Raw genomic sequence first — 18,606 nt, 5'->3', positions numbered from 1 at the left:
GGAAAACCCCTCACAGAGCAAAATAAAGCGTCTAGCTAGGTGATAACACATGGACGTATACCGTGCAATCAATTTAGCGGTTGGGTGTGTGCTGGCAAGCCACTTAGAAAACAAAGAGAAACGCGAAGTGATCGAAGTGTTGTGAAGTTTAGAACGTCAATTGGAAGAAGACGAATGGGATGACGAAGATTGAATCTATAAAATTGGCACTCACACGGGCGACGCGCTCATAAACGCCCGTATTCGCCCCGTACAGCCGCGATACAACGAGAGTAATAGAAAGGTATAGCATACATAGAAACGCGGCTGTACAGGCGAGATAAACCGGTTTAAACGTGAGGTGAGAGAGAAGGTGAATAAAGACTACTGGCGAGGCTTCCATGACGGCATGAAGCAAGCAGAAGAAAAAGCCTCACGTGCGGCGGTAGAGATGATCGCGGAGCTAGTAGAGGGCATGAAGGACATCCCCGGCATCGGGGAAGTCCTCTACAGCCGCATTGTGGATTATGTGAATAAGTACAAGCCAAGTTGGAGGGAAAACAATGAATCTACAAAAACTATTCGAGATGCAACGCCAGCTGGATGAATACATCGAGCAGAAACACCCTCGTCAAGAGGGGGAAGATCGGCTGGCGAAGAAAATTCTTGCGTTTCAAGTGGAGCTTGGGGAACTGGCGAATGAGTTGCCGGAAGTCTTCAAGTTTTGGAGTAACAAGAAAAACAACCGCGAGAAGGCATTAGAGGAGTTTTGTGATGGGTTGCATTTTCTCTTGTCTGTTGGCTTGGAGATCACAGAGCCGGACATGCTCGACCTTAAAAGTTGGAATTTAACCAAAGCAGACAACATAACCGAACAATTTTTGTGCCTTACGGCCGATGTAACTGACCTATATATCGGCCTATACAATGACGGTGATAGTAAATTTTATTATGAGTTTTTGTTATTGAGATTCATTCATTTGGGCGAAATGCTCGGCTTTTCTTGGGAAGAGGTAGAAGAAGCGTACATGAGGAAAAACGCCGTCAATCACGAACGGCAAAACAGCGGCTATTGAGGTGTAGCGTATGGATAAATTCCTTATTTGTCTGACAAAAAATAGCGAAGGGAAGCCGTGCAGTAATACAGCTTTCCGAATCAAGAAAACAGAAAACGGACTGATTGCCGTATGTACCGAGTGCAAAGCAGAACATGAGGTGAAAGGATGAAATTTTTCTGCGGCTGCCTATGGGGAGTGGCGCTGTCCATTCCCTTATGGGCGGCGATCATATACGGGGGATGGTGGTTGATAGGATGACAAAAATGCAAGAACAAGGCCTATTTGACCCTGTGAAACAATGGCTTGAGGAAAGAGGATACGAAGTGTATGCCGAAGTGGAATTGCCGTGTGGTCGGGCGGATATTGTAGCAGTTCATGGTCCAGCGAAATGTATCGTTGAAATGAAAACATCACTAACAATGGAATTGATCGAACAAGCGATGAGATGGTTGGACTATGCGCACTATGTCTATATCGCGATTCCACAACGCAAAAAGTATATTCCAGTATTCGTACAAAACCTTTTGAGAGACAAACGAATAGGCATTTTAACAGTGGATTTTCACTACAATTACGTTCGACATTACATGTCTGCCCGATTCAATCGACCAGCTAAAAAACTCAAGTGGTTCAAGTGGGAAGATTACCTTTACGAAGAACAAAAAACATGGGTCAAAGGTGGAGTAAACAACGGCGGACATGTCACGCCATATAAGCTGACAATCAAAAAAGTAAAAGAGTATTTGTATTGGCAACGAGATTGGAAGAGTATTCGCGAAATATTGGAGCATTGCGAGACACACTATGCACATCCGAAACCGTCATTAACAAAGGCGTTATTGGATTTTGAGAATGATTGGTGCGAAGCGAAAAAAGAAAATGGGGTTTGGTTTTTCAGACACAAATAAGTTAGGTGATCGGCGAAATGACAAAAGAACAAACGCAGGAACAGATACAGCAACTCATACGGAAACAAGAACAAGAGATTGAAAGATTGCTGGAAACGAAACGCAATACGAAGCCGGATGATGTGCTTTATGCGATATGCGAAATGGTGGTATTGCAGAAGCAAAAGTTTATCGCGGAATTACGGTCGTTATTGTGAGGTGGGAACTTTTGACATGGAAAGAAGCTGAAAAAATAGCGAGAGAAAAGCTAGGCGTTGGCGATGATTACGTTATGTATGGCTATGAGGTTCGTGAATCCAGCGGGACAGTGGTTGTCATGTTGGATAAAAAGAAGGACGGGAAATGGGCTTATGAAGATATAAAATGCGAGATTCCTTTGCGATGAAATTGGTGAGGTGGGAGAATGAGAGATAAATTCATCGAGTATTTAGAATCACGCAAGCAAACCGTTGCTACACTGCTATCCGGTGCAAAATCAGACGATGACAAGAAAACATGCGAAATCGCTATAAAAATCTTTGACAGTATCATTCAGGATATACGAGAGGGGAAAGTATGAGCGGCAGAAAATCACGCAGGAAAGGACAACAAAGGGAAAGGGAGTTCGCGAAGCTGATTGGAGGGCGCAGAATTCCCCTTTCTGGCGCCCAAGAAGGCTTCGAGAACGATGTTGAAGGGTTAGGTATTCGGTGGGAGGTAAAGGCGCGGAAAAACGGCTTCCAGACGTTATACAAGTGGCTTGAAGACGAGAGGGAGAAGCCGGACGCGCTGGCATTAAAGGCAGATCGGAAACCGTGGCTAGTGGTGTTGCCTTTAGATAAGTTTTTGGAGTTGATGAAAAAGTGAAAAGAGGAGGACAAATGATGCAACTATACGACCTAGACAACGTCGACCATCCGAATCACTACACAGTGGGCGGCATTGAGACTTATGACTTTATTGCGGCAAAGTTGACGAAAGAGCAGTTAGAAGGCTACCTGACCGGGAACATCATAAAATACATTAGCCGTTATCAGTACAAAAACGGCGTGGAGGACTTGAAAAAAGCGCGGTGGTATCTTGAGAAGCTGATCGCACTGAAGGGGTGACACGATGCACGACACAGACACACAAGAGTACCAGCGCTATGCGCGGATGCATGAGACATATCTCAAGCAAGCGCGGGAGTTGGAGGGGCGGATGGAGTCCCTCGCTCCTTACGAACTTGCTAAACTAGAGTATGTCTATACCAAGCTAGAACGCGCGGCATGGCATATTGCGGGCTGGTACAAAAAGAAAGCGAAATACCATGAAGGCATGGCTGAGATCGTGCAAGGACAAGAATATAAACGACTGCGCGAAGAAGAAGGCAAGACATCCGCAGACGCGCAATATTACAGCCGGATCGAGAAGGGCGAGCAACTGAAAATGGCTGGCGGATATGAAGGGGATTTTGTGACGTGGAAAGGGATTGCCCAGACGTATGAACGGGCAGCAAACGCGATCAAAGACATGATTAAGTCCATAACGACAGAGGAATAGAGGGTGGGGTTATGAAGCAATATTTGGACTTGTTGCGCGACATTCTTAAAAACGGCATTGAAAAAGAAGACCGGACGGGAACGGGAACGATTTCTGTATTCGGGCGTCAGTTGCGCTTCGACTTGCAAAAAGGTTTTCCGTTACTGACGACTAAAAAACTTCACATTCGTTCGATCATCTATGAACTACTGTGGTTTTTGCGCGGCGATACGAACATTCGCTTCTTAAACGAGAACGGCGTAACGATTTGGGACGAGTGGGCGGACGAAAACGGTGACCTTGGGCGCATTTACGGCGCCCAATGGCGTTCTTGGAGAACATCAGACGGTGGAACAATCGATCAGATCACAAGGACGATTGAGGAAATCAAACGCAACCCCAATTCGCGGCGGTTGCTTGTGAGCGCATGGAATGTCGGAGAACTCGACCAAATGGCGTTGCCGCCGTGTCATTATGCGTTCCAGTTCTATGTCGCGGCCGGCCGGCTGTCGTGCATGTGGCAGCAGCGCTCCGTTGATACGTTTTTAGGGCTGCCGTTTAACATCGCCAGCTACGCGCTCTTGACGCATATGATCGCCCAGCAGTGCGGGCTGGATGTTGGCGAATTGATTTTCACCGGTGGCGACGTCCATTTGTACAAAAATCATCTGGAACAAGCGAAACTGCAGCTGACGCGCGAGCCGCGCCCGCTGCCGAAGCTTGTGCTGAAACGGAAGCCGCCGTCTATCTTTGACTATGAATACGACGACTTTGAAATCGTCGGCTACGATCCGCATCCGGCGATTAAAGCAACGGTGGCGGTTTGAAAAGGGGGTTAATCGGTGCGGACAAAATTTGGAGTTTATGGGGGAAAAGAGGGGATGGAATGAATCTACCTTGGAACAAAACAATACCGCGGCAGATGGCTATCGATGATTTTTCGGAAGAAGGAATCCGTTGCCCGTATTGTGGGCAGTACAAAGAGGTCTTAATCGGCATTCTTTTTGCTGAAGGAATAGATTCCATCTGTGAAGAGTGTGAAAAGCATTACACGCTAGCGGATTGGTTTAGGCCACCTTCGCAAAAGGAATTTGCGAAAAGAATCAAATCGATATTGGAGGGAGAGACATGAACGATAAAGAGCGATTGAATGAAATTATAACTCGCTACAAGAACGTTAAACCGTTCGAAATTTATGGCGACACCGGTATTATTTCAATGGTTCAAATGGATGAAAAGGATAAAGATTGGCTCATCGAACAAGCGGAGAAGATTGAACATCTAAATTTAAAATATAACGCTTTATTAGATGCTATTGTCGGTTTTGTACAACAACTCCAACAAGCGCAAACCAAAATTGAACGGTGTAAAGAAATCTTCAAAGATATTAGAGAAGCATCAAGTGATATATATGCACTCCGAAAAGCCGAACAAGCATTACAAGCATTGGAGGGAGCCGAATGATCTACATCAATGGAAAGTGAGACAGTACCAGCTGCATGGGTATAAGCTCGTGAATCAATATGACCAGACAGCAACGCAGAATTGCAAGGCATAGGTCTGGACATAAAAAAAGACCGGACTTCGAACGGGAATAGGGAGGGGACTAAATGACAACAAAACTACACAAAGGTATCGTTCGATACGTTGAACACAACCTGTACCACTATCACGATTATGTTCGAGAGATACGGCGATTGCGGAACGACATTTTGTACGGCGTCAAGATCACGACGGATGAAAATGTAGGCGGCGGGAGAGGCAACCTCCCGTCCAGCCCGACAGAACGGATGACAATCGAACTGCTGACGCACCGGCGGCTCGACACGTTAGAACGGGTGACGGGTGCGATCAAAACGGTGTATGAATCGTTGCCGGAGGAAAAGAAGAAGCTCGTTCGGTTGAAATATTGGACACGGCCACAGAAATACACATGGGACGGGATCGCCGAGCAGCTGCATGTGTCACGGATTACATGTTTGCGGTGGCGCGACGAGATTGTGTATGCAATCGCCGAGATGTTAGGAGAGACGGACGCCTAAAAGGGGCGTCTTTTTTTGTTGCAAAAAAATCTAAAAAAATTGTTTAATGTATTGAATACGTTACAAAATCGTGGTATATTATAAGTGTAACGGATTAGATACAATGATGAGGGGGAGAGAACGATGAACAAACGCGAGATCATGAAAATGTTGTTTACAAAACAGGTAAGCGAACCGATAAAAAATGCTGAAGTATTTGCGGACATTTTGGGAGATGTATTCTCTTGCATTCCGGGCGCATATGAATATGATGTTTTGTCTGACGAGCAGATTAACGGCTTGCACAAACGGACGGTTGAGATCACGGACGAATCGGGTGATAAGATAGCGGAAGTGGAAATTCATTGCTATCCAGTTGGCGACGAATATGCAATTGAGGTGGAACTGCTTGACGGCAAACCGTCGGCGCTGTTTACGGTTTATACGGCGCAGGAGGCGGCAGAGAAATGGGGACTGGCAGAGGTAACAGTGCGGCAGTGGATTTATCGCGGGAAATTCCGGGCCAACGAAGCACGAAAAAGTGCAGGGACATGGTTGGTGACGCATGATGGAATGGTTAGGGTGGCCGGAAAACTAAAGACCGAGGAGGAGATGAACATGTATTTAAGCGATGATCCGGTAGTGGATAAATATTTACGGCTGGCATTAAAAAACCCAGACACCCCGTTCATTTATGGCAACGTGAAGGTGTATAACATGAAACGTTTTTATGATTTTGTTGCCGAACACGCCAAAAACGTGGTGTTCGAGGAAGTGCTAAAAGAGGCGATCAACAGCGAGGGGTGCTATGAGATGCCTAGCTGGATGACAAGAAGTGGGAAGTCTGAATGTATCTACTTTGATCGGGAGGACGAAATTGACAACGAAACGTATGATGTGACCACAATAATCAAGTTTCGGTAAGCGTTAGAAAATGATACTATCATGATACTTTTGAAGGGATTTTCTGATGTAATATGATATTGAGAAATAAGGAGATGGTAATGTTGTTCTGCCTGGACGGTTAGAAGTCGCGCCGCCGACTTGTGAGTATCGTTTCGACGCCTCGGCGCTGAAGCCGTGGCATAAGTTGGAGCATATGGCTTGCCCACGTTGCGGAGGGAAATTGTTCCGCGACTGGTCGCGAGATGAAGTCTACTGCGAGAACGCCCGTCGAAAAACTACTATCCATAAAGTCGACGGTTGCCCGCGCTGCTCTTTCGTAGCCAGCGCGCCGTGATCTAAATACGTTGCCTGTCTTGTCGCAGGCCGAACAACGTCACCCCAAATGGGGTGGCGTTATCATTAGAAAGGAGTGTTGCGGCATGGCGGAAACGCGCGAGCCGAGCAATTTGCATGCACTAAGGGTAAAAGTTGATGTTGATGTATCTGATGCATTAAAGGGATTGAAAGCATTACGACGAGAAGCAAATGAAACCTTAAAAGCCTTGCAAAAACTAGATGAATTAAACCAAAAGTTTACTGATGTGATGCACAAACACCAAGCTGAAGAAGAAAAAACAAATAAAACCTTTACCCGGCTTATCCAAAAGGGGTACGAAATCAACCTGATCGAATACAGCCCAAAGGGTGCGGTGTTGAAGGCGCAAAAGATAGCGCCGCATAACACGCGTTTTGATAAAATCGTCGAATGTCCCAAGTGCAAAAACCGAGCAAAACAAATGATTCTTTATTCTGACCCTGAAGATCCTGATTTGCCAGAAACCGAAACACATGAATTTCCCTATATCGATTGCCCAAATTGCGGCTGGTGGGTTCCGAACGAATAACGTCTGTCTAAATGACAGGCGTTTTATTATGCCACCGATATGTAAATATATGCTAAATGCAAAACGAAAAGCGGTGCGATATGATTCCATACGACGAACAAGTGCGAGTGTTACGGAGAATGGCAGCCGGAATTAGACCAAGCGATCAAGACAAAAGAATTCAAGAAAGCATTACGTCGTTTCCAATACCCGCAATGGGTAGAATTCGGACTGATCGGCGGTGGGGTGGACAAACTCAAGAAAATGGGGGAAGAATTCGGTTTACACATGAAAGCGAGGTGACAGGCATGATACGGCATCAGGACGAGGAAGAAGAAAAAGTCAATGAAGCATATGAAAAACATTCATGCAAAGGATGCTTATGGGCTAAATGGCAAGGGAAACAGATCGTGTCATGCCTGTTCCCTCGGTGTGTGAGAAGTAAAATGGATACGGTAAATAGAGTATCCGAATAATCGGGTGCTTTTTATTTGGAGGGAAAACAATGATTCCAAGCAAAGTCAAAGTGGCCGGCATTGAATACGAAGTCCATGAAGTGGATGGGATTTTAGAGAGGTTCAATACATTAGGACAAATCAACTACCATAAAGGAATCATTGAACTTGATGCGAGCCTTTGCCAAACAAGAAAAGAACAAACATTTATACATGAGTTACTCCACGCTTGTTTCAAAGAAGCGGGATACGGGGAATACGATGAGGAAGTGATTGAGCGGGTGGCGAATGTGCTGTACCAAGTGTTGAAAGATAACCATTTTACATTCGGTGATTAGCGATGGAATTTCCTTTACCTGTTAAAGAAAAAGACAACCCCGTTACGTTTCAATATTGCCGCTGGTGTGGAACGGAACTAAAAGATAAACGACGGCGGTATTGTAGTAAAACGCATGCGGAAAAATGGCTCGTTGAAGTGTTGTTCGTTGAAGATTATCAACGCCAGAGAGACAGAGCGATGAAAAGAGATAATTTTACTTGTCAACGATGTGGAATGACAAGACGTGAACACTACGAGACGTTCAATCAAGATCTGCACACACATCATATTATCCCGCGTTCACGGGGAGGTAGCAACTACATGGATAATCTAATCACGTTATGCAGGAACTGTCATACAGAAATTCACCGTGAATTAGGAGTAAAGATGGGTAAGTAAGTTGCCTGGAGGGGCTTTTTATTTTACCTACGAAAGGGAGGATGGTGTCATGTAATTATGCCAAGACAAAGAGACCCAAGGCGAGATGAGGCATTTGAGATATGGAAGGCAAGCGGCGGAGAGATAAAACTAAAGGATATTGCCGCTCAATTAGGCGTATCTGATACACAAGTCCGAAAGTGGAAAAACCTAGACCAATGGGAACAAAAATTGAAAGGTAACGTTACCATTGAGAAAAGGAGCGTTACCAATCTGAAAGATATATCAATAAATGATGATAAACCAATTGAAATTGAGATAGATGAAAACAATGAATTAACCGAGAAACAGCGGCTTTTTTGCATTTACTACGTGAAAAATTTTAACGCTACTCAAGCGGCGATCAAAGCGGGATACGCTCCGGAAAGTGCTCATGTTGAGGGTAGCAGGTTGCTAAGAAACGCTAAGGTTGCGGCGGAAATCAAACGCATCAAACAAGAAATGACAAGCGGATTGTTCATCGAAGCGATGGATGTGCTACGAGAGTACATTAAAATCGCCTTTGCTGATATTACTGATTTTGTTACGTTCGGTAAAAAGGAAATCAAGATTGGTGAAGATGAGGAAGGAAATCCAATCACGAGAATGGTCAACTATGTTGATTTTAAAGATTCCCACATGATTGACGGCACTATTGTTACAGAAGTGAAGCAAGGCAAAGACGGCGTGTCTATCAAGCTTGCCGACAAGATGAAGGCGCTTGAAAAACTGTCGCTGTATTTTGACCTATTCCCGGATAACTTCAAACGGAAGATCGAGGAAGAAAAACTCAAAATTGCTCACTACAAAGCGTTTGGACCGGATGAACACGAAGAATATGAAGACGATGGCTTCCTAGAAGCGCTGGACGGCAAGATCGAAGAGGTGTGGGACGATGAAGATTAAACCCGCACCATTTCAATTTAAGCCGTTCTCGAAAAAACAACTGAAAGTGTTGACATGGTGGCGTCCATCTTCGCCGGTCAGTGATAAAGACGGCATCATTTGCGATGGTTCCATCCGTGCTGGAAAAACAATTGTAATGTCGCTTTCCTATGTCATGTGGGCGATGGAGATGTTCAATGAACAAAACTTTGGTATGGCCGGCAAGACGATTGGGGCACTTCGCCGGAACGTGATCACGCCGCTCAAGCGGATGTTGACATCGCGAGGTTACAAGGTTCGGGATCACCGGGCCGACAATTACTTGACAATCACCTTCCGCGGCCGGACGAACTACTTTTATTTGTTTGGCGGAAAGGACGAGTCGTCACAGGATTTGATTCAAGGGATTACGCTTGCTGGCATGTTCTTCGACGAAGTAGCGCTCATGCCGGAGTCGTTTGTCAACCAAGCCACCGCTCGGTGCTCGGTGGAAGGGGCAAAATTGTGGTTCAATTGCAACCCGGCGGGACCGTATCACTTTTTCAAGACGGAGTATCTCGATAAACTCGAAGAAAAAAACTTGCTTCATCTCCACTTCACTATGGATGACAATTTAGCATTATCGGAACAGGTGAAAGAGCGCTACAAACGAATGTATCGAGGGGTGTTCTACCAGCGCTACATTCTTGGTCTGTGGGTGATGGCAGAAGGCATCATTTACGACATGTTCAACAACGAGGAACACGTCGTCCCAACGGTGCCGCGTCCGTATGAGAAATATTATGTGTCAATTGACTACGGGACACAGAACCCGACGACGTTCGGTCTGTGGGGATTGTACAACGGCATATGGTACAAGGTGAAGGAGTACCATTATGACGGCCGGAAGCAAAACAGGCAGAAAACGGACCAAGAATATTACGAGGACTTGGTCGAATTTATTGGCGATATTGAACGATATAAATTAAAAGGGGTGATTGTGGATCCGTCGGCCGCTTCGTTTATTGCCTTGTTGCGGCAGAAAGGGATGAAAGTCATCAAAGCCGAGAATGATGTCCTAGACGGCATCCGAAATGTAGCTACGGCTCTAAATAACAAAATGATTCTGTACAACGATTGTTGCAAAGAGACGTTCCGGGAATACGCTTCGTACGTGTGGGATGAAAAGGCAGCGGAACGCGGCGAAGACCGCCCTGCGAAACAAAACGACCACCACATGGATGGCGACCGCTACTTTGTCAATACGGTGCTGTTTGGCAACAAAGCCCGCGCGGTTCCGTCTTTGTACTGATGTATATCGTATGCATTATTCAGTTAACATAATTTCAGCTATCGGAAGCAGAAATAAACTATATTTTGTTGATATATCAGCAACCACGATCATTTGTGGTCATTTATCAAAATTGTATATTTATGAATTGTTGATTTATCAATGTTTCTGCGTTGTCCCAAAAACGGTATTTCCCGACTAAAATGCATAAAAACTTGCATAAAAAGGGAGGTGATGTTGTGCGTTCGACTGTACAATTGTCAGTTAAGAGTGTAACGAGTGATTTGATCAAACAAATTATCGATTGGCACAAGCAGCACCGCGATGCCATGATTGGACTTTACAACCGGTATCGACAAGAAGGGGTTCCGATTCAGAGTCGCCAACTTTCGGATCCGAAAAAACCAAACAACAAAATCCCGAACGACTACCGGGGTTACATTATCAACCAAGTAGTCGGATACTTGTGGGGTCAGCCCATTTCTTACAACATTGACGGCCGCCGCTATGACCAGTCAAAATTGGAAACCTATCACGATCGATTATCGCGATTTACAGCGCTCAACGCGATCGACGACCTTGATGCAGAGTTGGGCAAGATCATGAGTATTTGCGGATACGCCGCTCGTTTGTTGTATATCGACAAAAACGGCGAGGAACGAGCGATGAACATTTTCCCGTGGGAAGCGGTGTTTATCGAAGATGGTGGCGAAATTACACACGCTATCCGCTATTACAAGGTGAAAGACCTTGAAAACAATGAATACACGAAAGTCGAATGGTACGATTCTAAAAACGTCACGTTCTTTATCGAGGATGATGGCGTTTTTGTTATGGATTCAGAAGGCAGCCAACCTCATCTATTCGATTATGTGCCGCTCATCCGCTTCCAGAACAACGATGAGGAACAAGGGGATTTTGAAAAAGTCGAAGCATTGATTGACGCATATGACAAGATTGTCAGTGACTCCGTGAATGAAATCGAAACGTTTGCCAATGCGTATATGGGCTTCAAGGGTGTACAGATTGACCAAGAAACCATTGAGAAAATGAAGCAAACAGGTGGTATCGAGATTGACGAAAACGGCGATGTGTTCTTTATTACCAAGAATATCAATGACACATTCGTCGAGAACAACAAGAAAACGTTAAACGAGAACATTCACAAGTTTTCCGCTAGCGTGGATATGTCTGATGAAAAATTCAGCGGTGGCGCACAAACGGGAGAAAGCCGCAAATGGAAATTGGTTGCATTGGAAAACAAAGCGGGAACGAAAGCAAGGAAATTTGGCAAAGGACTTCGTGAACAATTCAAAGTGCTATGCAGTGCATGGAAGAAGAAAAACATTGACATTGATTACTTGGACATCTTTTGGGAATTCAAACGCAATATTCCGATTGACCTTGCGTATGTAGCGGAATTTGCGTCGAGAATGAAAGGAATTCATAGTGATCATACGTTATTGTCGCAAATCCCTTACATTGATGATGTTCAATACGAGAAAGAGCTTATGAGACAGGAAAAAGAAGATATGATTGACCTTGATTCGTTTACAAACGATACAACAAACCAAGATGATGCAGAAAACCAAGAGAGCGAACTCGTGTGAGGGCGTTCTCTTTTTTGTTGCGTTCTTGTCCTGAGTATGACGTTAAACTGCTCGAACAAAAACAGGACTTTGCAGGGGCTTATGCAACTGCGAAGGACGGAGGAGGAAATGAACAAATGGAAATCAACAAACAACCGTTCTATAAATCTTTAGAATTGCCGCTACGTCTCGATCTTCAATTCTTTGCAGAAGGTGGAGATGGCGGCGATGGTGGAGACGGCAATCCACCAGCGGGACAGCAAGATGGAGGGCAACAAGGCGGACAAAGCAACGCACAAGGGTTACAACTAACACTTGATGCGGTGCAAAAGTTCGTCAACGAGAACGAGGAAGCGAGAAAGTGGCTGCAATCGCTCACCGATTCCCGTGTTACGGAAGCGATCAAGACATATGAGAAAAAGACGCTTCCAAAGAAGGTGGAAGAAGAAATTGCGAAGCGGTTCCCGCCGGAGACGCCGGAACAAAAACAGCTTCGTGAGTTGCAACAAAAGCTTGAACAGATCGAGCAAGAAAAAATTCGCGAAACGCTGCGCAACAAAGCGTTGTCTGTCGCGACAGAAAAACAGTTGCCGGCAAAACTGATTGACTTTTTTGTCGGACAGGACGAAGAAAGCACGCTGAAAAACCTCACCGTGTTGGAAGAAGTCTTTTCTGCCGCTGTTCAACAAGCGGTGGAAGCTCGATTTAAAGAAGGAGGACGAACTCCAAAACCGTCCACCGACAACGCCCAGCCGCTGACAAGAGAGATGATTGAGAAAATGACGCCAGAGGAAATCAACGCAAACTGGGAACGCATTGAAAAATTCTTACAAGGCAAATAGGAGGAGGATAACACATGGCAATCAATAACTTCATCCCTACTGTATGGAGCGCTCGCTTGCTTCAAAACTTGCAAAGAACGTTAGTTTACGGCCAAGCAGCGGTTATCAACCGTGATTATGAAGGTGAAATTCGCGCTTACGGTGATACGGTAAAAATCAATAACATTGGCCGGATTTCTGTTGGCGACTACACGAAGAACGCCAACATGCCGGACCCGGAAACGCTGACGGACGAAACGCGGACGCTTGTTATCGATCAGGCGAAGTTTTTCAATTTTCAAGTTGACGACATTGATAAAATCCAACAAAACCCGAAGCTCATGGATGAAGCGATGCGGGAGGCTGCATACGCGTTGCGGAACGCCGCTGACCAATTCATCGCATCGCACTACGTCGACGCCGCTCACACGATCGGGAGCGACACGTCGCCTGTGCAACCGACCAAAACGGATGCCTATGAGTACCTTGTGGACTTGTCGGTGAAACTCGACGAAGCAGACGTGCCGGAGCAAGGCCGTTGGGTCATTGTCCCGCCGTGGTTTGAGGGCCTTATGTTGAAAGACGACCGTTTCGTCAAAACAGGCAGCCTCCCGGCGGAAGATCGGTTGGTCAACGGCGTCATCGGGCGTGCCGCTGGTTTTTTGGTGCTGAAGTCGAACAATGTTCCGGTTGTGCCGTCCGACGCGCAATCGGGCGTACAAGAAAACTACAAAATCATCGCTGGTCATCCGATGGCGTGGTCGTTCGCCGAACAGGTGAATCAAGTGGAAGCTTATCGCCCGGAAAAACGGTTTGCAGATGCTGTTAAGGGCCTTCATCTCTACGGAGCGAAAACGGTTCGGCCTTACGCACTTGCTGTCTTGAGTGCGAAACGACCGGCATAACCAAGAGGGGGCTGCTCGCTCCCCCTTGGTGTTGAAACAAGGAGGTGCTAGCGATGTGGGTGAAAAATCAAAAAACGGGACAAAAGTGGTTTATTGCTGACGAAGAACACGTAAAACGTCTGTTGAAAAGCGGCGACTTCGAACCGACGAGGGTCGAAACGGAGGAAAAGAAGCCGGCCAAAAAGACGAAGCGTGATGGCGAATGAACAACTTGAACAAGACGAATGAGATGATCGAGCGACTCGTCAACCGTCTAGTCAAAAAGGGCGAGCGGGAGATCGTCAAGCGATATGCCATTCTCTTGAACGAAGTGCGTAGAGAACTGGCAAGGCTGTATGAAAAATATGAAGTGAACGGAAAGCTGACTTATGCCGAGATGGCGAAATACGATCGCCTACGGAAGTTCATGGAATACATCTCATGGCTCCTTGGCTCAACGTACAAGGACATCAAAAAGATTGTCTATGACATTCTTGGCGAGTCCTATCTTGACGGGTACTATCTCACTGCCTGGGCGGTGGAGACGGACACGTTAAGTCGGTTGGCATATTCCGCCGTCCCTGCCTCCACCATTACTGCGATGATCGAAAACCCGATTACCGGGCTCACACTTTCTCAACGGTTGGAGAAAAACCGAGCGGCGATCATTTATACCATCCAACAGGAGATTACACAGGGTTTGGTGCACGGGGAGTCCTATAGGCAGATGGCTAAACGTCTGAAAGAGGCGCTTGAAGGCGACAGCGTCAAAGCGATGCGAATTGTGCGAACGGAAGCGCATCGGGTTGTGGAGTCATCGAAACACGATGCTGCTGAACATGCACATAAAAATGGTGTTATTATGCTCAAGACATGGAACACCATGCACGATCAGCGAGTAAGAGATCGGCACAAGGCGTTGGACGGCCAAACCGTTCCGGTGGACAAGGATTTCAAATTAGGAAGCATTTTTGGAAAAGCGCCAGGTCAAATGAGTGGAGGTGCTTCCATGAATGTGAATTGCCGCTGTTTTCTGACTTATTCGGTGGAACGTATCGAAAAAGTCGATGCGAAAGAGTTGGAAGGCATGACCTTTGAACAATGGAAAAAGGAGCGGTTGCGTTCATGAAAAAAACTGTGATTGTAGGGGATTGTCAAGTTATTTTGGAAGGAACGCTTGAGGAAATCATGGCTTTAGAACGCTTACAAGAGCAAAAACAAACGATTTACAACATTCACGTTTATGTGAATGGTGAAGACGTAAACAAAAAAGAGCTAGAAGACCGACTCAGAAAAGCCATTGCAGAAACAGACAAACGATTATGGGATAAGGAGCGGTTGAGATAATGACATTGGATGAACTCAAAATCCGCTTAAAAATCCCGCTCACTGATACGTCACAAGATGCTTACTTGCAAGTCGCGTTAGAAGACGCCATTTCCTTCGTCAAACGATACTGTCGAGATGATTTTGTCGACGGTTTGCCGGGTGATGTTAAGCAAGCGGTTGCCAAACTGGTTAAAGCGTTCCAAGAGGATGGGCGGGTCGCTTCTCAATCACTCGGAGATATGAGCAAGTCTTTTTTTGAAGGTGGAACGATGAACGAAGTAGAACGGTTGCTAAAACCGTACGCACGAAAGGCGCGATTTGTATGAAAGTGACCATCAAGGACACCAACAACATCGATAAGATCACCAGGAACCTTCATCAACTCGGCGGCAAGCAAATCAAAGTGGGGTTGTTCGGCAAGGATGACTCGGAACTCGTCATGATCGGTGCGGTGCACGAGTACGGAGCGGAAATCCCGGTGACGCCAAAGATGCGCGCGTGGTTTGCGGCAAACGGGTATCCGCTGCGAAAGGAGACAACGGTCATCAAGATACCGGAGCGGTCATGGTTGCGAAGCGGCTACGATGAAAACATCAACAAGATCGCCAAGAAGATCGAGGAAATGGCGCCGGACGTGATCGAAGGAAACGTCAATCCAAGACTATTTATGGATGCGATTGGCATGGAGTTTGCCGGACTGATTCAGAAGAAAATGCGAGACTTGAAGAATCCGCCTAACAGCCAAATGACCATCGAGCGGAAAGGTTCAGACAATCCGCTGATTGACACGGGGCGTTTGGTTAACGCCATTCGCCACGAAATCGAATAGGCGGTGATGGGATGAAGCCGTTTGCGTTTGCAGATTTCGTGGATGAATTCAAAGTCGCGTTTATCTACATCGAGAAAACCGATGGCTACTATAATGATGCAGGTGATTGGATAGAAGGCGAAGAAACATGGACAGAAATGTGCGGCATTGTGTTGCCGCTGTCCGAGGACGATTTGCAATACGCCGAAGCCGGAACGTATCAAGCGAAAGACAAGAAGATATACACAACACAACCGCTACAATTAGGGGCGGAAATCGAGTTCAAGGGCGACCGCTACACCATTCAGAATTTCAAAGACTACAGCGATTATGCCGATGTGTATATCTACTATATGAGGTGGCGAGGGGCATGACGGAAAAAATCAAGAATATCATAGCCCAGGCGTATCGGGACACTGGATTGCGAATCGTGCAGGTAAACACAACTGCACCGGTGCCGCCGCTCCCGTATGCGACGTACAATATCACCGCTCCATATACAAAGGATCGCGGCCGCCCAAACGTGGAATCAGAAGAAAGGGCAGACGGTCTGTATCTCCGGCAGGAAGACAGTTTTCTTGTGACGTTGTCATTCAATGTCTATACGGACAAAACAGAAACTGCCATCGACCAAGTGAACAAATTGCGCCGATGGTTTTTGTTTTTGGGACAAACCTTCCTGCAAGACAACGGTGTGGCAGTGGTGAATGTAGGAAATGTCGAAAATCGTACGACATTCCTTATAGACAGTTATGAATACAAACATGGGTTCGATGTTCAGTTGCGTATGACAGAGATCGTCGAAACGCCGACAGAATGGCTAGAAACCATCACATTTAAAGGAGAGTGAAGACAGTGAGCAATCGTTATGTAGACGTGACGATCACGCGCCAAACCAAAGCGGTGAGCGAAAAAGGTTTTGGTTTGCCGCTTGTGTTAGCCACATCCAAAAACTTGGCCTATAAAGTCTATACGGACATTAACCAAGTGGCCGCTGATTTTGCTACGACATCCGAAGATTACAAGTTGTTATCTCGTATGTTTGGGCAGAACCCGCGTCCAGCAGAAATTGCGGTATATGGCGTGCAATATGACGAAGCAGTGGGCGATCCCACCGTACTCACTAATGCATTGAACACGATGATTCAGCAGCATAACGATTTTTATTACCTCGTCTCTACCGTACAAGGAGACGATGAAGTGGCGGAATTGGCGGAATGGATTAGCACGCAGGACAAAATCTATGCCGTTTCGACGTCAAGCGAAACGTTGTACACCACATTAAGCGGTCTATATGACAATGTATTCGTGCTGGTGCATGACCAACCGCGGCAATATCCAGCCGAAGGATTGGTGGCGATGCTGGCGCCGCAGGAAATTGGTTCATATACATGGACGTTCAAAACCATTCAAGGCGTCTCGCCTGTTGCCTACGACGATACAAAAGTGAATGACATCCACAGTAACAACGCCTGCACTTATATCCGCGTCAGCGGCATGGACATCACGTCTCACGGTGTGGCGACGAGCGGGGAATACATGGATGTTGTTCAAGCGACTCACTTCTTGAAAGCGCGTTTGGCAGAGGCTGTGTTTCGCTTGTTGGCGACTAACCCAAAAATCCCGTATACCGACGCCGGCATCGCCCTTGTTGTCGCCGAAGTGGATAACGTACTGAAGCAGGCGTTTAACCAAGGCATTATCGCGGACGATAACGGTGATCCTCTTTATACCATTTCAGTACCGAAGCGGGCGGAAATTCCGGTCAACACCCGAACACAACGCCTATTGCCTGATATTGCATGGACTGCGACAATCGCTGGTTCTGTTGAAAAAGTAGAAATTCGCGGAACACTTATGGTGTAAAGGAGGAATAGCACATGGCGGTTACAGTAACAACCTATGACTTTCAAAGGGTGTCGGTCATTGTGAAAGGTGCTTATATTACGGGATTTATGGACGGTGAAGTCATCAAAGTGGAGAAAAACGAAGATGACGTCACACCACATGTCGGTGCGGATGGTGGTGTAACCTACGCCGAAAGCGCAGATCAGACCGGAACCGTCACGTTGACGCTGAAACAAACATCAGCTTCATTGCCTTTCTTGCAACAGCTGAGAAAATCAAAGGAGATTTTCCCGATCCAAATTGTCGATAACAATACGAATGCCTATCGAGTTGGTGGAAGCCAAGCGCGGATTGTGAAAATGCCGGACCGCTCATGGGGAAATGAAGTGCAAGGCGTGGAAGTACAAATTCATGTAGCAGACCTAACTGAAGCATAAGACTAAAGCATAAGGAGGAATCAAGTGTGGCATTCGAACCGAAACAAAAGGAATTTAAGAGCAAAAGCGGCAAAAAATATGTGTTCCAGACCGTCCCGAACTCTAAATATCTTGAAATCATGGACATTAGCACGAATGCAGAAGGAAAGGTGCTTATTTCAAAAATGTATGCTGCTGTGTTGGAACATATTGTGGTTCAGCCGAGCGGCTTGACGGTAGACGACTTTGCAAACCTGAAGGAATTGCAAGAGGTGTGCGAAGCGGCTCTCACGTTTCAATCGGGCGAATAAGGAATTAATGGCGCTTGAG

Annotated in this window: 31 protein-coding genes; all 31 read left to right on the top strand. The window is 46.2% G+C overall.

From position 1 onward, the window contains the following. Positions 1–352: 352 nt before the first annotated feature. On the top strand, positions 353–586 hold the full coding sequence (locus ACVBDQ_RS00250; RefSeq protein WP_446662979.1) for a hypothetical protein: 234 nt from the start codon (positions 353–355) through the stop codon (positions 584–586). Further along, a complete protein-coding gene (locus tag ACVBDQ_RS00245) occupies positions 543–1,055 on the top strand; it encodes a dUTP diphosphatase (RefSeq protein WP_446662978.1) in 513 nt (170 codons plus the stop codon). Before ACVBDQ_RS00250 ends, ACVBDQ_RS00245 begins: the two co-directional genes overlap by 44 nt. Before the next feature lie 236 nt (positions 1,056–1,291). Then, entirely contained in the window at positions 1,292–1,945 is a 654-nt protein-coding gene (locus ACVBDQ_RS00240; RefSeq protein WP_446662977.1) for a hypothetical protein, read from the top strand. A gap of 17 nt (positions 1,946–1,962) precedes the next feature. After that, positions 1,963–2,142: a hypothetical protein gene (locus tag ACVBDQ_RS00235; RefSeq protein WP_446662976.1), complete on the top strand. Its 180-nt coding sequence runs from the start codon at positions 1,963–1,965 to the stop codon at positions 2,140–2,142. Between the two features lie 11 nt (positions 2,143–2,153). Then, positions 2,154–2,330, top strand: a complete 177-nt coding sequence (locus ACVBDQ_RS00230) for a hypothetical protein (RefSeq protein ID WP_318549334.1) — start codon at positions 2,154–2,156, stop codon at positions 2,328–2,330. 170 nt (positions 2,331–2,500) lie between these two features. Next, positions 2,501–2,791 carry a hypothetical protein gene (locus tag ACVBDQ_RS00225; RefSeq protein ID WP_446662975.1) on the top strand — a complete coding sequence of 97 codons (291 nt, stop codon included), beginning with the start codon at positions 2,501–2,503 and terminating at the stop codon, positions 2,789–2,791. A 14-nt stretch (positions 2,792–2,805) separates the two neighbouring features. Continuing rightward, a complete protein-coding gene (locus ACVBDQ_RS00220) occupies positions 2,806–3,033 on the top strand; it encodes a DUF3310 domain-containing protein (RefSeq protein WP_446662974.1) in 228 nt (75 codons plus the stop codon). A 4-nt stretch (positions 3,034–3,037) separates the two neighbouring features. After that, positions 3,038–3,466, top strand: coding sequence for a hypothetical protein (locus ACVBDQ_RS00215; protein WP_446662973.1), 429 nt, complete (start codon positions 3,038–3,040; stop codon positions 3,464–3,466). Positions 3,467–3,477: 11 nt separating this feature from the next. Next, positions 3,478–4,272 carry a thymidylate synthase gene (gene thyA / locus ACVBDQ_RS00210; protein ID WP_446662972.1) on the top strand — a complete coding sequence of 265 codons (795 nt, stop codon included), beginning with the start codon at positions 3,478–3,480 and terminating at the stop codon, positions 4,270–4,272. Between the two features lie 59 nt (positions 4,273–4,331). Beyond that, positions 4,332–4,577, top strand: a complete 246-nt coding sequence (locus tag ACVBDQ_RS00205) for a hypothetical protein (protein ID WP_446662971.1) — start codon at positions 4,332–4,334, stop codon at positions 4,575–4,577. Then, the gene (locus ACVBDQ_RS00200) at positions 4,574–4,909 is read left to right on the top strand and encodes a hypothetical protein (protein WP_446662970.1); all 336 of its coding nucleotides are present in this window, start codon (positions 4,574–4,576) and stop codon (positions 4,907–4,909) included. Before ACVBDQ_RS00205 ends, ACVBDQ_RS00200 begins: the two co-directional genes overlap by 4 nt. 146 nt (positions 4,910–5,055) lie before the next feature. Continuing rightward, on the top strand, positions 5,056–5,487 hold the full coding sequence (locus ACVBDQ_RS00195; RefSeq protein ID WP_446662969.1) for a transcriptional regulator: 432 nt from the start codon (positions 5,056–5,058) through the stop codon (positions 5,485–5,487). A 123-nt stretch (positions 5,488–5,610) separates the two neighbouring features. After that, positions 5,611–6,390, top strand: a complete 780-nt coding sequence (locus ACVBDQ_RS00190; protein WP_446662968.1) for a helix-turn-helix domain-containing protein — start codon at positions 5,611–5,613, stop codon at positions 6,388–6,390. 401 nt (positions 6,391–6,791) lie between these two features. Then, positions 6,792–7,256, top strand: a complete 465-nt coding sequence (locus ACVBDQ_RS00185; protein ID WP_446662967.1) for a hypothetical protein — start codon at positions 6,792–6,794, stop codon at positions 7,254–7,256. Positions 7,257–7,740: 484 nt separating this feature from the next. Beyond that, the gene (locus ACVBDQ_RS00180) at positions 7,741–8,028 is read left to right on the top strand and encodes an ImmA/IrrE family metallo-endopeptidase (protein WP_446662966.1); all 288 of its coding nucleotides are present in this window, start codon (positions 7,741–7,743) and stop codon (positions 8,026–8,028) included. Positions 8,029–8,030: 2 nt separating this feature from the next. Further along, positions 8,031–8,408 (top strand): HNH endonuclease, encoded by a 378-nt coding sequence (locus ACVBDQ_RS00175; protein WP_446662965.1) that lies wholly within the window; start codon positions 8,031–8,033, stop codon positions 8,406–8,408. Positions 8,409–8,465: 57 nt separating this feature from the next. Further along, positions 8,466–9,332, top strand: coding sequence for a terminase small subunit (locus ACVBDQ_RS00170; protein ID WP_446662964.1), 867 nt, complete (start codon positions 8,466–8,468; stop codon positions 9,330–9,332). Beyond that, positions 9,322–10,602, top strand: coding sequence for a PBSX family phage terminase large subunit (locus tag ACVBDQ_RS00165; protein WP_446662963.1), 1,281 nt, complete (start codon positions 9,322–9,324; stop codon positions 10,600–10,602). Before ACVBDQ_RS00170 ends, ACVBDQ_RS00165 begins: the two co-directional genes overlap by 11 nt. Positions 10,603–10,820: 218 nt before the next feature. After that, on the top strand, positions 10,821–12,191 hold the full coding sequence (locus tag ACVBDQ_RS00160) for a phage portal protein (RefSeq protein WP_446662962.1): 1,371 nt from the start codon (positions 10,821–10,823) through the stop codon (positions 12,189–12,191). A gap of 116 nt (positions 12,192–12,307) precedes the next feature. Continuing rightward, the gene (locus tag ACVBDQ_RS00155) at positions 12,308–13,012 is read left to right on the top strand and encodes a DUF4355 domain-containing protein (protein ID WP_446662961.1); all 705 of its coding nucleotides are present in this window, start codon (positions 12,308–12,310) and stop codon (positions 13,010–13,012) included. A 14-nt stretch (positions 13,013–13,026) separates the two neighbouring features. Further along, entirely contained in the window at positions 13,027–13,896 is an 870-nt protein-coding gene (locus ACVBDQ_RS00150; RefSeq protein ID WP_446662960.1) for a phage major capsid protein, read from the top strand. Positions 13,897–13,949: 53 nt separating this feature from the next. Continuing rightward, a complete protein-coding gene (locus ACVBDQ_RS00145; RefSeq protein WP_446662959.1) occupies positions 13,950–14,102 on the top strand; it encodes a hypothetical protein in 153 nt (50 codons plus the stop codon). Continuing rightward, a complete protein-coding gene (locus ACVBDQ_RS00140; RefSeq protein WP_446662958.1) occupies positions 14,099–15,004 on the top strand; it encodes a phage minor head protein in 906 nt (301 codons plus the stop codon). The genes ACVBDQ_RS00145 and ACVBDQ_RS00140 overlap by 4 nt, the downstream gene beginning before the upstream one ends. Beyond that, the gene (locus tag ACVBDQ_RS00135; protein ID WP_446662957.1) at positions 15,001–15,222 is read left to right on the top strand and encodes a hypothetical protein; all 222 of its coding nucleotides are present in this window, start codon (positions 15,001–15,003) and stop codon (positions 15,220–15,222) included. Before ACVBDQ_RS00140 ends, ACVBDQ_RS00135 begins: the two co-directional genes overlap by 4 nt. After that, complete coding sequence (locus ACVBDQ_RS00130) at positions 15,222–15,530, top strand: phage head-tail connector protein (protein WP_446662956.1); 309 nt, start codon at positions 15,222–15,224, stop codon at positions 15,528–15,530. The genes ACVBDQ_RS00135 and ACVBDQ_RS00130 overlap by 1 nt, the downstream gene beginning before the upstream one ends. Then, positions 15,527–16,033, top strand: coding sequence for a hypothetical protein (locus ACVBDQ_RS00125; RefSeq protein ID WP_446662955.1), 507 nt, complete (start codon positions 15,527–15,529; stop codon positions 16,031–16,033). Before ACVBDQ_RS00130 ends, ACVBDQ_RS00125 begins: the two co-directional genes overlap by 4 nt. A gap of 11 nt (positions 16,034–16,044) precedes the next feature. Then, positions 16,045–16,386, top strand: coding sequence for a hypothetical protein (locus ACVBDQ_RS00120; protein ID WP_446662954.1), 342 nt, complete (start codon positions 16,045–16,047; stop codon positions 16,384–16,386). Continuing rightward, positions 16,383–16,862, top strand: coding sequence for a phage neck terminator protein (locus ACVBDQ_RS00115; RefSeq protein WP_446662953.1), 480 nt, complete (start codon positions 16,383–16,385; stop codon positions 16,860–16,862). Before ACVBDQ_RS00120 ends, ACVBDQ_RS00115 begins: the two co-directional genes overlap by 4 nt. A gap of 5 nt (positions 16,863–16,867) precedes the next feature. Further along, positions 16,868–17,878, top strand: coding sequence for a DUF3383 family protein (locus tag ACVBDQ_RS00110; RefSeq protein ID WP_446662952.1), 1,011 nt, complete (start codon positions 16,868–16,870; stop codon positions 17,876–17,878). 14 nt (positions 17,879–17,892) lie between these two features. Then, on the top strand, positions 17,893–18,297 hold the full coding sequence (locus ACVBDQ_RS00105; protein WP_446662951.1) for a phage structural protein: 405 nt from the start codon (positions 17,893–17,895) through the stop codon (positions 18,295–18,297). A 26-nt stretch (positions 18,298–18,323) separates the two neighbouring features. Beyond that, on the top strand, positions 18,324–18,587 hold the full coding sequence (locus ACVBDQ_RS00100) for a hypothetical protein (RefSeq protein ID WP_446662950.1): 264 nt from the start codon (positions 18,324–18,326) through the stop codon (positions 18,585–18,587). The last annotated feature ends 19 nt before the right edge of the window (positions 18,588–18,606 follow it).

The organism is Geobacillus sp. CCR, from assembly GCF_052906625.1.
Note: the sequence above shows the minus strand (reverse complement) of the source record. Positions and strands in the feature narration are given on the sequence as shown.

Excerpts from the sequence above, each read along its gene's own strand:
- ACVBDQ_RS00130 (WP_446662956.1), top strand. The coding sequence starts at position 15,222 with ATGACATTGGATGAACTCAAAATCCGCTTAAAAATCCCGCTCACTGAT.
- ACVBDQ_RS00175 (WP_446662965.1), top strand. The coding sequence starts at position 8,031 with ATGGAATTTCCTTTACCTGTTAAAGAAAAAGACAACCCCGTTACGTTT.
- ACVBDQ_RS00105 (WP_446662951.1), top strand. The coding sequence starts at position 17,893 with ATGGCGGTTACAGTAACAACCTATGACTTTCAAAGGGTGTCGGTCATT.
- ACVBDQ_RS00180 (WP_446662966.1), top strand. The coding sequence starts at position 7,741 with ATGATTCCAAGCAAAGTCAAAGTGGCCGGCATTGAATACGAAGTCCAT.
- ACVBDQ_RS00140 (WP_446662958.1), top strand. The coding sequence starts at position 14,099 with ATGAACAACTTGAACAAGACGAATGAGATGATCGAGCGACTCGTCAAC.
- ACVBDQ_RS00235 (WP_446662976.1), top strand. The coding sequence starts at position 1,963 with ATGACAAAAGAACAAACGCAGGAACAGATACAGCAACTCATACGGAAA.
- ACVBDQ_RS00225 (WP_446662975.1), top strand. The coding sequence starts at position 2,501 with ATGAGCGGCAGAAAATCACGCAGGAAAGGACAACAAAGGGAAAGGGAG.
- ACVBDQ_RS00170 (WP_446662964.1), top strand. The coding sequence starts at position 8,466 with ATGCCAAGACAAAGAGACCCAAGGCGAGATGAGGCATTTGAGATATGG.
- ACVBDQ_RS00165 (WP_446662963.1), top strand. The coding sequence starts at position 9,322 with ATGAAGATTAAACCCGCACCATTTCAATTTAAGCCGTTCTCGAAAAAA.
- thyA (WP_446662972.1), top strand. The coding sequence starts at position 3,478 with ATGAAGCAATATTTGGACTTGTTGCGCGACATTCTTAAAAACGGCATT.
- ACVBDQ_RS00115 (WP_446662953.1), top strand. The coding sequence starts at position 16,383 with ATGACGGAAAAAATCAAGAATATCATAGCCCAGGCGTATCGGGACACT.
- ACVBDQ_RS00205 (WP_446662971.1), top strand. The coding sequence starts at position 4,332 with ATGAATCTACCTTGGAACAAAACAATACCGCGGCAGATGGCTATCGAT.
- ACVBDQ_RS00185 (WP_446662967.1), top strand. The coding sequence starts at position 6,792 with ATGGCGGAAACGCGCGAGCCGAGCAATTTGCATGCACTAAGGGTAAAA.
- ACVBDQ_RS00220 (WP_446662974.1), top strand. The coding sequence starts at position 2,806 with ATGATGCAACTATACGACCTAGACAACGTCGACCATCCGAATCACTAC.
- ACVBDQ_RS00135 (WP_446662957.1), top strand. The coding sequence starts at position 15,001 with ATGAAAAAAACTGTGATTGTAGGGGATTGTCAAGTTATTTTGGAAGGA.
- ACVBDQ_RS00150 (WP_446662960.1), top strand. The coding sequence starts at position 13,027 with ATGGCAATCAATAACTTCATCCCTACTGTATGGAGCGCTCGCTTGCTT.
- ACVBDQ_RS00125 (WP_446662955.1), top strand. The coding sequence starts at position 15,527 with ATGAAAGTGACCATCAAGGACACCAACAACATCGATAAGATCACCAGG.
- ACVBDQ_RS00195 (WP_446662969.1), top strand. The coding sequence starts at position 5,056 with ATGACAACAAAACTACACAAAGGTATCGTTCGATACGTTGAACACAAC.
- ACVBDQ_RS00200 (WP_446662970.1), top strand. The coding sequence starts at position 4,574 with ATGAACGATAAAGAGCGATTGAATGAAATTATAACTCGCTACAAGAAC.
- ACVBDQ_RS00190 (WP_446662968.1), top strand. The coding sequence starts at position 5,611 with ATGAACAAACGCGAGATCATGAAAATGTTGTTTACAAAACAGGTAAGC.
- ACVBDQ_RS00145 (WP_446662959.1), top strand. The coding sequence starts at position 13,950 with ATGTGGGTGAAAAATCAAAAAACGGGACAAAAGTGGTTTATTGCTGAC.
- ACVBDQ_RS00240 (WP_446662977.1), top strand. The coding sequence starts at position 1,292 with ATGACAAAAATGCAAGAACAAGGCCTATTTGACCCTGTGAAACAATGG.
- ACVBDQ_RS00155 (WP_446662961.1), top strand. The coding sequence starts at position 12,308 with ATGGAAATCAACAAACAACCGTTCTATAAATCTTTAGAATTGCCGCTA.
- ACVBDQ_RS00120 (WP_446662954.1), top strand. The coding sequence starts at position 16,045 with ATGAAGCCGTTTGCGTTTGCAGATTTCGTGGATGAATTCAAAGTCGCG.
- ACVBDQ_RS00215 (WP_446662973.1), top strand. The coding sequence starts at position 3,038 with ATGCACGACACAGACACACAAGAGTACCAGCGCTATGCGCGGATGCAT.
- ACVBDQ_RS00245 (WP_446662978.1), top strand. The coding sequence starts at position 543 with ATGAATCTACAAAAACTATTCGAGATGCAACGCCAGCTGGATGAATAC.